The organism is Streptomyces sp. NPDC025638, from assembly GCF_055558775.1.
Window position 1 is genome coordinate 19379 of the sequence record NZ_JBVHLX010000025.1, and the last position, 14241, is coordinate 33619.

The following is a 14241-nucleotide window of genomic DNA, read 5'->3' on the forward strand; positions in this document are numbered from 1 at the left end:
GCACCCACGCAGGTGTTCGGGGCCACAGCCGTTCAAGCGGGCAGGTTCAGCCGGCGTTGGGATCCCGGCCGACCCGCTGCGTCAGCAGCGCGACGATCTGCGCCTGATCGCGGTCCATCCTCTCGGCGATGTCACTCAGCTGAGCCTGGAGGTTGCCCGCCTTCTGATCAAGGTTGCCGACCTGCAGGCGCAGTGCCATGAGATCGCTCTTGACGATCCCGAACTCTCGGTCCGTCCGCTCCGACACGTCCTCGAAACGGCGAGTGAGGGCGGCGCCTCGAGCGGTGTGACTTACCGCCAGTGCGGGTGAGCCACCGGCGGCCTCCGACAGGCCGGTGATCGGCCGTCCGGTCTCCGAGGCACGCAGTTAGGACGGTGATGTCGATACTCACCGCCGGGTGTCGGGGTCCGGATCGGCGTGCTACGACGCGCTCCCCGCGCCTGGCTGGACCGTGCTGACGCTCAGGATGCCGACCGTCCCGGCGCAGGCAGTCGAGCTGTAGGCGACGTAGATCGGGGTTGTCTGACCCGGCGGGTAGACCTGCAGGTACTGCGCGGCAGTCGGGTGGCACTGCTCTGCGGGGTAGTTGCCGGCGTTTGTGATCCGTAGCAGCGCGTTGCCGGTGGCCCCCGGCGCCAGCGTCACCAGCGTGGGGGGTGTGATGGTGTTGCGGGTGGCGGCCGGGCCGATCTGACGGACGGGGCTGCCCCCGGCGAGCGACACCCCGGGGTAGCCGTACAGGGTGCAGGCGGTCTTGGAAATGTTGGTGAAGTCGATCACCTGGTAGACGCTGCCGGCGGCGCCCTGGCTGACACCCGGTCTGGCGTTCAGATAGCGGGTTGGGCAGGCGGCGGTACCCCTATGCGTGGTGCCGGACGGCGCCTCGGTGCCGGTGCCCGTACCGCTGGCCCGAGCCGTGGCCGCCGCGGCAGGCGCCGTCGTAGCCGGTGCGCCCGAAGTAGCCGGTGCGGCAGGCGCCGTCGCAGCCGGTGCGCCCGAAGTAGCCGGTGCGTCGGAAACCGTCGCGGCGGCGGTGCCACCGGAGGAGGAGCCGGCCGAGCCCGCGCTGCAGCCGGTGGCGATCGCCGCGATGCAGGCGAGTGCGGTGGCGGGGAGTACTCGCCGGAGTATGAGTGGAGCTGACAACGCGGTTGCCCTTCTGCTGCGCGGAGCGGCTCATTGGCCGTGTGACACTCATGACGCGGCGCGTGCGGCGCCGGTTGTACCAGACACGTCCCGGCGGTTTCACTGTTGTGTCCCGGCCGCTCGGCGCCCAGACCGGCTTGCCGGACATGGCAGGTCCGGTGTTCCGGCCGGCCGGGTCCCGTCCGGCGAGGCTGGCAGCTGCTGGATCGCTCGTGTGCCCTTGCAGACAGGCAGTGCCCCTCACCCTTCAGGCGGTTCAGGGTCCACCGGACCGTCCGGATGGATCGAGCAGTCCGTCGCGTCCGGGACGGAGCCAGATGGCTGGCCGTGACGAACACCCGGCAGAGGGCGTCTGCGCCCCGCGGGCTCGGGGCGCACTTGGCTTGCGCGCCCCATGCTGTCTGGCGCTTGTCCGCTGCAGGTGCTTTGACCTGCAGCGGAGTTATCCGGTTGTCCTGCCGGACGTCTCAGATGCTTCATCGCGATACGTGCGGCTGGATTGGGCGGTAGTCATGGGACATCGATTCCGCGCCAGCCGCTTGCGGCGAGCGCGCGGGAACGTGACCGCGGGCCTATCCCGCCCGCGGCCGGGGGTTCAGGAGGCCGCACGACAGTAGACCCAACGAGCTATTTATCGACAGCTACCTGGCCAGCGTGGTTGCCCACATCGGGTGTGTTCCTCGAACGAAGAGCATTGCGATACCTCGCCACCGCCACAACGGACTATGGGCGATCGCTGCCGCATGATGCGGGGCGGATCAGCTCGGCAGCTTCCGGCCATGGGGGAAGGCGCCATCGGCTGTCAGGGTGGACCTGCAGGTGCCCGCCGTGCCACCGGAAGTACGACGGGTCGGGCGGGAAGATCCTGTAGCGGTGATCCGTCGTAGATGCTCCGTGCCGCACCTGCTGTCCGTTCTCCTGCTGACTCTCGTTTCCATGTCGGGCACTGCAGTCATTTCTCATGCGGCCGAGGCCTATCAGGCCGACTCCTGCGGAGTCGACAAGGTTCGTGGCGTCAAGGTCACCGCATCGGCAGAATTTGATCACCGTGGCCAAGACTACAGCATGGTCACCAGCGTGATGGAAATCAAGATTCCGGCCGGATGGGGGCGCTCCGCGGATCTACTCCTGGACACTCACGCGTCTCGTTATCGTGAAGTGCTGCGCTGCCTTCTTGGGAAAGTCTCCGAAGAGGATTTCTATGACGAGAATGAGTGGCGGTTGAAGCCGCTCACGGTGCATTCCGACGAGAAGGGCGTAGTGGTTCACTACGAGGCCGTTGCTTGGGTGCAAGGGCTTGGCACGTATCACGTTGGCCCCTGGAGCCTAGCGGCTGGCAAGAGCATCTGGAGTATCCAATTGGCGCCCCCGGTGAGTCTTGCCAAGGCGGCGTGGGAAGACGTGCAGGTCCATACGGGGGGTCCCCGGCCGTTGTCGGTCGCCCCGCCGCCAGCCAGTGGCGAAAACGGCACCCTAATGAGCTGGCACAACAAGAGGCCGACCGACTGCATGGTCACGTTCCGCCCGCCCGCAGCCCAGCAGTGGGGAGCAATCGCGGTGTCGTGGGGGCAGGCCTGGGAAGCTCTGGGGGTCTACAGCGGATCGGCCGCGGCCTGGAACGTGGTGGCAGGTGCCCTCTTGCTCATCGCGGCTAGAAAACTTCGACAAGGGCTTGGGCGACGTCCGATCGAGGAGGAAGAAAAGGCATTGAGAACACTGCACACTTGGGCACTCCTGCAGGTGGGCCTCAGTCTGCTCGTCTACATGGGCGACAATGTCTACTACTTCATGGCGGATCGCTTTTCCTGGATTCACGACTACTGGTCAACCGTGGCTTTGTTTTCGCTGCTGTTCCTGGGGCTCACACTTTGCCTCTTCGGAAAGTCGCAGAAGTCTTTGCTTGCCCTCGCGTGCGCACTGACCTTATCTATCGTCGGACTTTCCGTCGGCTCTGAACTGTCAGAAGATGCGCTATTGCCCGTATCTGATGCCTATATTTCCCCTGCGGGAACCCGTGTAGTGCTGATCGCGTATGCAGCCGCAGTTTTTGTGTTTTGCGTGGGCACAATTTCGGCAGGGCAGAGACCTCTGCCGCCGGAGGGGCGAAGATTGTCGACATGGCAGCTGGTCTCTATTTCCACAGGGTTTTCGGTGTTGACTGTCCTGTGGGAGGTCCCGGCCCTTCTCCGCGACTGGAATCGCCGCACTTGGCTTGCCGACCCCGCCTGGCCGACATACAAGGAAAGATTTAATGAGTCATACGATTTGTGGTGGGACAGGTTCCCTGACGCGGCACTTCCGTATCTGTGGGAATGCACATGGATTGTCTTGACGGCGCTGGTGTTGCTGGGGGCACTTCGCGCCTGCCGAGCAGAACGAAATGACACTGGTTCGTTCACGCCCACTCGGCCGGAAATGTTTCTTCTCGTGGTCTTTTTCGCACTGGTTGCGCTGCCTGACTACTCAACTTACTTCGGCATCGCGGGTTACATTCTGGGCCCACTTATCGGTCTCTGTGCTGCCTGGATGATCCTGTCCTTGGCGCGTTCCAAGTCCGTGCTGCGACAGTCTTCCGCAGGCGGCATTCCCCTGGGCCAAGTCATTTCACAGACCGATCGGTCGCACCTGTTGAGCATGGTACGCCACTATCGAGAGCTCCAGGATCAGCTTCATCACGCCGACTCCGGAAACGGGGCCGGACGTACGGTGACTCAGTCGATCGAGCGGCAAATCGATCAACTGGATCGATGCCTGCCCGAAGGGGTCAGGCCCGTTGACGTGGCCTTCGCCCTGGGCCCCATGGCCACATGGTGGGCCAATGCCTGCAGGTGCGCGGTCATCGCCTGCTTCGTCGGACTCCCCGCGACCGCGGTGATGTATTGGAACGACATGGTCGGAAACAACAACTGGGTCCTGACAACCCTTGTCTCCCCTGTATTTCCTTCAATCGTGCTTGACGTTCTCTACTGGCAGCTCACCTGGATGGGCGGAGCATTCTTTCTGGGAGCGCTTTGGCGTGACCTTCCCGGCCGTCATGGGCCGACGAAAGCATTCTGGGTCGCTGTCGCTTTCTCAATTCCCGTTGGCGTTCACCGGATTCTTGGCGAACTCAGCGGGCAGAGCCTTCAAGGTACGGTCGCCGCTATTGCCACCTTCACATCGGTGTTGACCGTTACAGGTTTGGTTATGGATGTGCAAACGTTCCAGAGTGAACGGCGTTACTGGCCCACGAGCGCCAGTCTGGTCGTGTACATCTACCGGATGCGTCTTGCCTCGGTCGCATTCTTTCTGGCGCAGATCGTGGCCATCGCCTCGGTCTGGAAAGCTCTGCGGGAAGGTGGCCCCACGGCACCACCCCCCTCCCGATAAGATCGCGACGGTCTTCACACGGTGATGAGCAGGGAGCTGTTGATAAATAACTCCTTGGTTTCTGAGGTCTGTTGGCCCGTAGGCAGGGCGGCGTCATTCAGCGGATCTGCATTTCCGTCCGTGCACTGGCACAAACCCACCAATCACCAAGCCGGCGCCACGGCGGGCGCTGCTCCCCCGTCGTCAGCAGTGCAGTTCCAGCTGCTCGATGTCCGTGAACTCCACCAGCAGGCCCTGGGCTCGGCGGCCCGCGTCGCAGAAGTACATCTCGCCCAGGCCCTCGGCGAGGATGGCCTGCAGTTGTTGCTCGGTTGCGCCGGCTTGTTGGGCGGCGAAGAGGCGGGCCGCGTACTCCGGGGGCAGGGCCTGGTTGATGTGGCGTACGCGAGGGTCGTCTGTGGTGCCGACCGCCGCGGTGAAGCCGAAGCGGGCGCGGGCTGGAGGTGAAGATGCCGTCCGTGGTCGCCGCCCGTTGCCTGGCCCGCGCGCGGACCTGGGGCTGCCAGCGGCGGCGTACCTCGCGGTACAAGCGGGCCGCCAGGTCGCGGCGGGGGGTCTTCAGCTGTCCCTTGACGTAGCGCTCCACCGTGCGCTGGGAAACGCCCAGGAGCTCGGCCACCGGCCTGGTGCCCTTCAACTGCCGTACCAAAAGACGCATCTGCGCCTGTGCGGACCTGGGGACAGGGCGAGTGAAGTGCTCGGCGTCGGCATCGTCGAGGCTGTTGCCGATGTCGGCCATCGTGGGTGCCCTCTCCTGCTCTCCGGTCTTCGTGGTGTTGTCCGGTCGGGGAACGCAAGGACCGTCAGTGAAGTCACGGTGCCGGCAAGGTACGGCCTACCGCGTGCGTCGCAGGGTTGCCGAGAGATGGTGCTGCAGCGGCCGGCCGACCGCCGCGAGGTCGTGGACGAACGTGAGTGTGTCGCTGTCGGTCAGGGTGTAGCGGCGGCGGGTGGCGTTGACCTCCTTGGCAGTGGGTGTGAGGGCCACCTCGTGGGTGGAGAGATCCACCGTGTCCCGTGCCGCTTGGCCGACCGCGATCTCGGCGATGCCGGTGGGCTGGGTGATCAGTGCCTCCACCCTCCCGTCGGGCTGCAGCCGCCACCATCCGCTCTCCCGGGCCGCCGGGCGCAACGGCGCGCCGTCGGCGTCGAGCAGCCAGGCCCGGGCCTCGTAGCGGAGGAAGGGGCGGCCGTCGTGGCTGAAGGTGACCTCCTGCGCGTATGTGAAGTCCCCGGCGAGCGTCGGGTAACCCCCCTGGCCCCGGCCCTGCATGTGCCCAGGAACCCGAGCACGGGCGCGAGCAGTGCGTGCGGTGCAGGCGCGTCCTCCGGCCGGTGGGAATCGGGGTACGGGTGCTCCCGTGCAGGGTCGAACACGTTCGCGCTCCTCGGGTTGTGCCGGTGCCGGTGCCGGTGCCAGGTGAAAGCCTAGGCGCCCAACTCCTCGGCGACGGGCAGGGCGCTCACCCCGGTGTTCAGCGCGCGGCGGGGCGGGTGGCGGGCTCAAAGCGGAAGGAGACCGCCTCCATCAGCGGCTTGCGCTGCGTCTTCTGGACGGCGGCGATACGCCACCCTCCGTCGGCCTAGCGGACGACCGTATACGTCGCGAGCTTGCCGAACTTGCCCAGGTCGTCGTCGGCCTTCGGGCCGCCCTTGCGCACGTCGCCGCGCGTGATGACCGAAGGTGGCGGTGAGCAGCTCGCGCTGTGCGTCGGGGTTGCGGAAGGCGTCGAAGGGCGGGTCGGAGCACCTGAAGGTGAGCAGCCCGAACACGTCCTGGCCGGAGCCGACGGCGTAGAGGGCGGCGGACCGGCCGGGGGTATTCCACAGCAGGCCCTCGGAGGCGAGCCCGAGGTAGTTGGGCAGGGTGAAGCCGGCGAAGCAGGCGCCGAGGTAGTGGTGGAAGCGTTCCTCGGGGCCGAGGATCAGCCGACGGGTGTTGGAGTGGAGTCCGTCGGCCCCGATGACGACGTCGAAGGTGCGTCGGGCGCCGCTGCGGAAGGTCACCTCGATGCCGTCGTGACGGTCGTCAAGGGTGGCTATGGAGTCGTTGAACTCGAACGCGACGGAGTCGGACGGCGTCGTAGAGGATCTGAGTCATGTCGCCGCGCCGTATTTCGAGGTCGCCGTCGGCGCCGATGGCCATGCTTTCGGGGCGCAGTGCGGCGACGGTGCCGCCGTCGACGTCCAGGAAGGTGATGCGGTGGGTGTTACGTGGGCCTTCTACAGCTGAGGCAGCAGGCCCATGCGCCGCACCGCCTCCACGGCGGTGCCGCGGATGTCGATGGGGTAGCCGCCGCCGCGCACGGTGCCCGCCTTCTCGACGACGGTCACGTCGAAGCCGTAGCGGTGCAGCCAGTAGGCGACCGCGGGGCCGGCGATGCTTGCGCCGGTGACGAGAGCGGAGCGCTTGGGGAGGTGGCGGTGTGTCTCAGTCACGGTAATTCCTTCCTGGCCGCGCCGCGCCGATGCGTCGGCCGGCCAGATGTCAAACGTGGGGTTCCTTGTTCTCGGGGTGCGGTGGGCCGCAGTCCTTCTCCGCACACCGCGGGCAGGCGGGCCTCGCGGAGTTCTGCTGCGCGCAGGACGAGGCACGGGGTGTTCCTTTTGAGGTGCTGAGAGGGGGCGCCGATTACTGCTGCTGCCGGGAGCCGGGTCCGTCGCCTTCCGCGGCTCGTTCTCGCGTCGGCGAGCACTAGAGGCCCTCCCTGCCGTCGGCCCAGTACGGCCTTGTGGTGATGGCGCGGCGCGCCAGGACTTGGCTGTCGATTGGCACTCGCCGCTGGCCCTGGATGGACTGGGCGTGCCCCAGCAGCAGAGCGGTGTCGAGGTCCGTCAACTCACCTTTTTCAATGGCTCGTTCGAGCCAGGACTGCATTCCGTCACCCGGCGCTTGTGCCGCGGGCAGGAAGCGGTAGCGGGGCCAGCGGTCGGCGAGGGGTCGACGGCGTCCGCCGGCACCTCCATGGCCACGATCGGTGCTTCGCCGCTCCGGGCGAAAGCGTCGAGGGTGCCGAGGGCGCAGCCGTCGCCGAGGTAGAGGCGGCGGGTTCCGCTTTCACCTGGTGGCCAGTGCCGGCCAGCCAGCACCGTCAGCCGGTCGCCGGCGTGCAGGCGGCGGATCCAGGCGGTGCCGGGACCGGTGGCGTCGGTGGCGTCGGTGATACCGATGTGCTTGACATCCTCGCCGTTCACTGTCCCCACGGTGTAGCGGCGGCCCAGGGTGGGGGCGACGCGGAACTGGATGGGTCCTGTCGGGCGAAGTAGGTGGCCGCTCAAGGCAGGATCTCACGCTCCCAGTGCCATTCCTTCTCCGCCTTCAGCAACCTGGCGTTCTCAGCCCGCGGACGGGCCAGTTCCTCAGCCGGGCTCTGACCGCCCCAGCCTCGCAGCGCTCGGACGTGTGCTCGGCGGCGAGCCCTCCTTCCCGGCGCGACGGGTGCCGACCCGGATCGGTTGCCACCGCATCGACGCTGCCCCGCGTCCCGCTCGCTGGCCGAGCTCCGCCGCGGCGCCCGACGACTCCGTCGGCGGCACCAGCCGCGATCTGCTGGATCGGCACCGTTCGATGCCCGCTGTCAGCGGTAGGAGTCCAGATAGCTCCGGCTCGGGCTGCCGACGCCGGTGGCGTTGTCGAACCCGTGGAGTGCCTGCAGGCTGTTGTCATGGCCGAGGACGTGGATGGTGAGCGGTGAGCCGGGCCGAGGCCGGTCGACCATGGTGATCTCGGTGCCCGCCCCGAAGGGGTGGTCGGTCACGTCGTGGTAGGCGGCGGTGCCGTAGCGAGCGTAGATCCGGGGGTTGGCGAAGCCGATCGGTATGCCCCGTCGGGCCTGCTGCGCCAGCACCTGGAGTCCGGCGACCAGCGGGGCGGACAGGCTGGTTCCACCGTTCTTGTAGGCGCCGTACGCGATCCGGCCAGGTGAGACCTGGTAGGTCAGGCCCACGGTGAAACCGATGTCCCAGTCCCCGAACGCGGCGATGTCCGGCGCCACCCGCTCGGCCGCCGAGGCCCCGGTGGGCTTGCTGAGCGCGTCGGGCACCACGCCGACCTGGTAGTACGGCTGCGCGAAGGCAGGGCTGGCGCCGCCGGCCGATCCCCACGCTGCCTCGTCGACGACCTGCCAGCTCCGGCCGTCGGCCGAGAGTGTCCCGTTCCGGTCGCCCCAGGACGTCTCGAAGGCATAGCGGCCGTGCGAGTTGATGCCGAGGCTGGTGGCACCGACCGCCGTGACCCACGGATCGGAGGCGGGGAACTCCACCGTGGTATGACAGGAGTCGGCCGGGGCCGACGTGGCCGCGGTTGCGGGCCGGCTCGCGAACCCGCCGACCTCTCCCGGGCAGGACGGCTCGTCGCTCTCGTCGCCTGAAGCGACGTAGAACCCGATGCCTTCGACCGCGCCCAGCTCGAACTGCTGGTCGAAGGCTGCGAGGGTGGCGGCAGGAAGCTCGTCATCGGCGTAGAGCGTCCAGGAGTTGCTGACGATGCTCGCCAGGTGCCGGTCGACCACCCGGGTCACCGCGTCCAGCAACGCGGTGGAGGAGTAGTCGGCGGCTGCGACGTACTTCAGGCGGGCGTCGGGGGCCATGCCGTGGAGGGCCTCCAGGTCCATGGTCTGCTCGAAGGACCAGCCGGCGTCGGGGGTGGTGCCGCCGGCGGGCAGGTCCTGGGCCAACTGCCCCGGTGTCAGGGCGGTACTCCAACGTCGGTCGACCACCGGTTCAGGTCGGACTCGATGGTGGGCGAGGCATGGGCGGCGATGACGGCGGCCGTCTCACCCTTGCCCGTTAGGCCGCTGCTGGTGACGCCGTAGACATCCCGGATCTGGGCGAGGGTGTAGCCGCACGGGGCGTAGCTGGCGGGGTGCCCGAACAGGGACGGGAGATCGGTGGCCTTCTTTTCTCCGAAGTACGCCGAGCACGGGGAAGCGGGCGTGGGGGGCAGGGTGACGGACGGCGGCGTGGGGGGCGGCGGGGTGGACGTCTGCGTAACGGGTGTCCGCGAGGTGGACGGCTGGCAGGCGGCGCCGCCGGGCGTGCGGACCTTGACAGGGCGATCGTCCAGGCCAATGACGCCCAGCACGGCGGCCCGCGCCGCCGTGGGGACGCTGAGGGACGTGCTCGGCGCCCGGTAGGTGCCGTCGCTGCTGGCATACGAGTGCAGTGACGTACCGAACACCACGTTCATCGCGGCGACCGTGCCGTGCACGGCGAGGTAGTGGGCGGTGGACTCGGTCACGGTCAGGCCCGCGCGGGTCAGCCAGTTCCGCACCGCCGAGATCTGCGACGCGGTGGCTCCGAACTGCCCGGCCGCCTGCTGGGGCGTCAGGAACTTCCCGTGCATGGGGCTGTGCGGATCCGACACGGCACGGGCGTAGGCGGCGAGCGCGGCGGGATCGCGCCCGGCCAGGTAGACGCGTGCGTCCACCGGAGCGGTGGCGGCCAGGGCTCCACCGTCATGCCCGGCGGCGGTCCAGGCCGGCCGGGACGCGGTGAGTTCCTGGCGTTCCGGAGAGGCCGCCGCAGCCGTGGCGGACGGTAACAGGCCTGCCGCAACCGTGGTGGCGAGCGCCCAAACCGCGGTGAGGGGCAGGGGCGAGCGTCCTCGCGTTCGGTGCCTTCGGAGACGTGTCACGACGGATCCTTTGCTCAGGGGAAGCCTCGGATGTGAGGTCGTTCGACTACTTACGTCTGGCCACGAGCATGGGTTGCGCGCTCCGCCATGATCTACGCCACACGGTGCGGAAATGAATGAGCGTCAGCACCGTGGACCGGCGTTGCGGTGTCGCATCGCCGCGGCCCTACACGCGCTCCAGGATCCTCGTCCGCGGGCTTCCGGCCCGGGCAGGGGAGGTCGCGCGGTTCGACCAGACGGTTCGCTCCAGGAAGTCGCGTGAAGCCCGCGGCCGAAGCGAACGGATCTGTGGGCCGCCTGGAGAGGTGCGGCAACTGCGCGCTCGGACCATCGGCGCTGCGGTTCGCGAGGACGATCGACGCCTACACCTTCGTGGCGACGGATCCGGAGACCGAGGTCGGGGTCGACCCGCTCGCCGACATGCCCTGCCTGCCGGAGCCGCCGACGCTGATCCGCCTCGCGGACGCCGACCATGACGGGTAAGGACCGGTTCCATTGCCGAACGCCCTGTGGGTCATCACCGGCCGCTCCCGCCTACAGTGGGCCGATCCCGGCCTTCAAGGCCGGCTCGCCTACACCGGCCCCACCGCCTGGCCCAGCCTGACCACCATAGTGATCCCGGCCGCACGCAGCGAGCCGGGAACCGGTGGGGGAGGACTGCGACGACCACCTCGCCCGCCGCCTCACCCACGACGGCCGACCGCTGAGCACCCCACCCGTCCGCAGCGTGATCACCGCACGCTCCCACAGCCTGCCGCCGTCGCCGTTTCGGTCCCGGATCACCAAGTCACCGCGGGCCTCCCGCGCCCCTGTAGTACGAGGTCCAGCCCAGTTTTCGGCAGTTCGGCGAGGTCCGCCGGGCTTGACGCGATGTTGAAGGAATTCTCTGCTGCCGTCCTCACCCTCGTCGAGCGACAGCGCTAAAAAGGTCATGATGTCGACGATCGCGTCTGGGTGGCTCCGGCATAGCCCAGGCGGCGCGGCGGCCGTTCACGGGGCAGCGCTGCCGCTGTTCGGCTGTCCCGGTGTCGCTGCTGAGACAGCCGCTGCGCCCAGTAGCGGGATGCTCGCCACCTTCAGCGAACTAACGCCAACGGTAACGGCGTTGAACTCAGCGCCCGTGTGCCCGTCACTTGCGGCCTGTCCGTGCACCCGACCTGCCGCGCCGCCGGGACGGGGAGTTCGCGCGGTTCGAAGTTCAACGCCCGTCGTCACGGGAAGGCATGGCTCAGCCGCTCACTGGTGTCCACCGGATCTGCGTACTGCACAGGGAGACCACGGCCGCCGCTGCCGCGACCACTGCCAGGCCCCACACCAGGCTGCTCGAATTCGCCACGAAACCGATGAGGGGTGGCCCGGCCAGCAGACCCGTCGTGCCCATCGCGGCGACCAGTGCCAGCGTCTGCGAGCCCTGCTTCGCCGCGGCCACATAGACGCAGGGGGTCACGGCCGCGCAGCCCAGTCCGACGCAGGCGAACCCGATCAGGGCCGCCGCCACTCCCCCGCTCACCAGAGCGAAAGCCAACCCGGCGGCGGCCAGTGCACTGCCGAGCAGGACGACGCGTCCGTCGCCCCAGCGGCTGCGCCAGCCGTCGGCGAAGAGCCGGGCCACCACCATCATGCCGGACACCACGGCGATACCCATCGGCGCCAACTCCGCCGAGGCCTTGGCGACTTCCCTCATGTAGAGGGCGGACCAGTCGTTCATGGCGCCCTCGGTCACCGTGCCGAACACCATGGCACAGCACATCCAGAGTGTCATCCGGGACGGAAGGCTCCATCCGGTGCGGCTCTTGCTCTGCCTCTCCTCCGCGGGAGCCTCGTCTTCGAGAAGACCGGAGCGCGCCAGAGCGGCCAGCAGGAAGAGGACCACGGCAGCCACGCCGAAGTGTCCCGCGACGGAGGAGGTCGCCGCGTTCATACCGGAGGCGAGCAGCGCCGCGAGCAGGGAGCCGGCGCTGAACGTCGCGTGCAGCCGGGCCATGGCGTTGCGTTCGTGCCGGGTCTCCAGTGCCGTTCCCTGTGCGTTCATGGCTACGTTCAGACACCCCACGCACACCCCGTCGGCCACCATGACCAGCAGGGCGACCGGATAGTCCGGCGCCGCGGCGAGTGCCAGAAGCAGCAGGGCCAGGCAGAGGGCCGACAGCAGCGCCAGCCGTGCGGAGCCCAGCCGCTGCACGAGCACCGGCACCAGGGGAAACGACGCCACCGCGCCGATGCCGGCCGCCATCAGCAGCACCCCCACCTCGGCCGCTGTCAGCCCGAGGCCCGCCTTGATGGCGGGTATGCGCGAGGCCCAGGTGGCGTACTGGAAGCCGAGGGAACAGAACAGTGCGGCGATGGCCAACTGGCCGCGGTGGAATGGATCACGGACAGGGAACACGCACATCAACTCGCTTCGTCGACTCGGCCATCGTCTTGGACATGTAGACGGCGTTCGCGCCGTAACCGCCCGGGGAGATCGCTGGGTACGCGCTGAACCCGCGCGCCGACCAGAAGGGCTCGCTGCAGCCCACGGCGATGAGCGAGATCCGCTCGAACCCGTGCGAACCGGCGGTCAGGGTCAGGTGGTTGAGGAGACGCTGCCCCAGTCCCCTGCCGCGCAGGTGCTCCGCGACAACGATGTCGTGCAGGTGCAGATTGCGCGGAGTGCTCGAGGGGACCGCCGGCTCCTCCGCCCGATCGAGGTTCGGGTATCTGAAGGGGGGATACGGCAGTGCCAGCAGGTACCCGGCCGGTCGGGCGCCGACGTCCAGGACGAAACTGGTGTCCGGCGAGGCGTCCGCCCTGGACTGCAGGGCCGCTCGCCCCTCAGAGAGGCCGAGTTCCGCGTAGGTCCGGGATTCCATCGCCGCGATGGCGTCCCAGTCGGCGTCGGTGATGTGGCGTATGTGTACGCCGTCGCCGCTCACGGGCGTCCTCCGCCCGTGCAGGTGTACGGGAGCGGGGCGAAGCCGTTGAAGCCCTGGGTCGTGTAGCTGATCGCGTAGGCGCCGCTGGAGAGCACCCAGGCAGGATCGCCGGATGCCAGATTCCGGGGGACGTGCACGAGGCCGTGTCCCTGGGGGTAGGCGTCGTCGCTGTCGCAGGTGGGGCCCGCGACGACGGCGGGGACGTACTCGGCATCGGGGTGAGCGGGGAAGACGAGCGGGTACTGCAGCGCGTCCATCTCGTAGAGGCCGTTGAACTTGCCGCAGCTCAGGTAGAGCCAGTGCTGGCGCTCGCCGTCGGGGCGACGCCGCTCGGCCAGCCGGGCCACGTGGGCCCGGATGGCCCCGTGGTCGGCGACGAGGTGGCGCCCCGGTTCCATGACGAACGCGAGGTGCTCGCCATGGACTTTCCTGAGACGGCGTATTCCCTCGCGGATGACGGCGAGGATCTTGTCCAGTGGAGGGTCCAGTGGCATGCCGTGCCGATCGAGGTATCCGAGGGCCGGCAGGCCGCCTCCGAGGTTGACGTGGTCCAGGACGATCCCGCGCCGACCCAGGGCGGACAGGACGTCTGCCAGACACTCGACGGCGCTGTACCAGGCGTCCGCCGTCATCTGCTGGGAGCCGACATGCACGGACAGACCGGAGGGTGTCAGGCCCTTCTCCGGCGCCGCCTGAAGGATGCGCACCGCGTCCGCGGGTGTGCAGCCGAACTTGTCACTGAGGCCCCACAGCGCCCCTTCACCGCTGGTCGCCAGCCTGCAGAACACGCGGGCTCCCGGGGCGTGGACCGCGATGGCCGCCAGGTCCTCGATGCTGTCGGTCGCGAAGTCCCTGACGCCGAGGCGGTGGGCATCTGCGATGTCACGGTCGGACTTGACGGTATTGCCGTAGTGGATCCTGTCGACCGGCACGCCCGCGCGCAGCGCCTGCTCCAGCTCGCGGGGGCTTGCCCCGTCGACTCCGGCGCCCTTCCCGGCGAGGCAGGCGAGCACCTCGTCCACCGGGCAGGCCTTCATGGCGAATCGGACGGCGACGTCGGGCAGTTCGCGCCGCAGGGTGTCGTAGCGGTGTTCGATTCCGGTCAGGTCGAAGACGATCCGGTCCTCGGTCGCGCCGGCCAGCGCGGAGAGCAGTGGTGCGGACTCGTGCGTCAT

At 68.4% G+C, this 14241-nt stretch carries 10 protein-coding genes and 3 pseudogenes; 2 read left to right on the forward strand and 11 right to left on the reverse strand.

Features of this window, described 5'->3' with window-relative positions:
* Positions 1–46 precede the first annotated feature (46 nt).
* Both ACZ4EG_RS41290 and ACZ4EG_RS41295 read right to left on the reverse strand, forming a co-directional pair.
* Complete coding sequence (locus tag ACZ4EG_RS41290) at positions 47–199, reverse strand: hypothetical protein (RefSeq protein WP_467794274.1); 153 nt, start codon at positions 197–199, stop codon at positions 47–49.
* 222 nt (positions 200–421) lie between these two features.
* The gene (locus tag ACZ4EG_RS41295) at positions 422–1147 is read right to left on the reverse strand and encodes a DUF4232 domain-containing protein (RefSeq protein WP_467794275.1); all 726 of its coding nucleotides are present in this window, start codon (positions 1145–1147) and stop codon (positions 422–424) included.
* Between the two features lie 936 nt (positions 1148–2083).
* Between ACZ4EG_RS41295 and ACZ4EG_RS41300 the strand changes: the two genes are divergently transcribed.
* Positions 2084–4516: a DUF6185 family protein gene (locus tag ACZ4EG_RS41300; protein WP_467794276.1), complete on the forward strand. Its 2433-nt coding sequence runs from the start codon at positions 2084–2086 to the stop codon at positions 4514–4516.
* Positions 4517–4699: 183 nt separating this feature from the next.
* Here ACZ4EG_RS41300 and tpg read toward each other — a convergent pair.
* The 6 genes and pseudogenes from tpg to ACZ4EG_RS41330 all read right to left on the reverse strand — a co-directional run bounded on the left by tpg (position 4700) and on the right by ACZ4EG_RS41330 (position 10151).
* Positions 4700–5255 (reverse strand): annotated as a pseudogene (tpg, locus tag ACZ4EG_RS41305) (telomere-protecting terminal protein Tpg).
* A 96-nt stretch (positions 5256–5351) separates the two neighbouring features.
* A pseudogene (locus ACZ4EG_RS41310) lies at positions 5352–5893 on the reverse strand (heme-binding beta-barrel domain-containing protein).
* A 303-nt stretch (positions 5894–6196) separates the two neighbouring features.
* Positions 6197–6961, reverse strand: a pseudogene (locus ACZ4EG_RS41315) (FAD-dependent monooxygenase); the annotation flags it as partial.
* 390 nt (positions 6962–7351) lie between these two features.
* Positions 7352–7711: a hypothetical protein gene (locus tag ACZ4EG_RS41320; RefSeq protein WP_467794277.1), complete on the reverse strand. Its 360-nt coding sequence runs from the start codon at positions 7709–7711 to the stop codon at positions 7352–7354.
* 383 nt (positions 7712–8094) lie between these two features.
* Entirely contained in the window at positions 8095–9234 is a 1140-nt protein-coding gene (locus tag ACZ4EG_RS41325) for a S53 family peptidase (RefSeq protein ID WP_467794278.1), read from the reverse strand.
* Positions 9204–10151 carry a protease pro-enzyme activation domain-containing protein gene (locus ACZ4EG_RS41330; RefSeq protein ID WP_467794279.1) on the reverse strand — a complete coding sequence of 316 codons (948 nt, stop codon included), beginning with the start codon at positions 10149–10151 and terminating at the stop codon, positions 9204–9206. The genes ACZ4EG_RS41325 and ACZ4EG_RS41330 overlap by 31 nt, the downstream gene beginning before the upstream one ends.
* Before the next feature lie 258 nt (positions 10152–10409).
* Between ACZ4EG_RS41330 and ACZ4EG_RS41335 the strand changes: the two genes are divergently transcribed.
* Positions 10410–10634, forward strand: a complete 225-nt coding sequence (locus ACZ4EG_RS41335) for a hypothetical protein (RefSeq protein ID WP_467794280.1) — start codon at positions 10410–10412, stop codon at positions 10632–10634.
* A gap of 745 nt (positions 10635–11379) precedes the next feature.
* Here ACZ4EG_RS41335 and ACZ4EG_RS41340 read toward each other — a convergent pair.
* The 3 genes from ACZ4EG_RS41340 to ACZ4EG_RS41350 are packed head-to-tail and all read right to left on the reverse strand — an operon-like array spanning position 11380 to position 14241.
* Positions 11380–12543, reverse strand: a complete 1164-nt coding sequence (locus ACZ4EG_RS41340) for an MFS transporter (RefSeq protein ID WP_467794281.1) — start codon at positions 12541–12543, stop codon at positions 11380–11382.
* Positions 12521–13003, reverse strand: coding sequence for a GNAT family N-acetyltransferase (locus tag ACZ4EG_RS41345; RefSeq protein ID WP_467794329.1), 483 nt, complete (start codon positions 13001–13003; stop codon positions 12521–12523). Before ACZ4EG_RS41345 ends, ACZ4EG_RS41340 begins: the two co-directional genes overlap by 23 nt.
* Before the next feature lie 59 nt (positions 13004–13062).
* Positions 13063–14241: a type III PLP-dependent enzyme gene (locus ACZ4EG_RS41350; protein WP_467794282.1), complete on the reverse strand. Its 1179-nt coding sequence runs from the start codon at positions 14239–14241 to the stop codon at positions 13063–13065.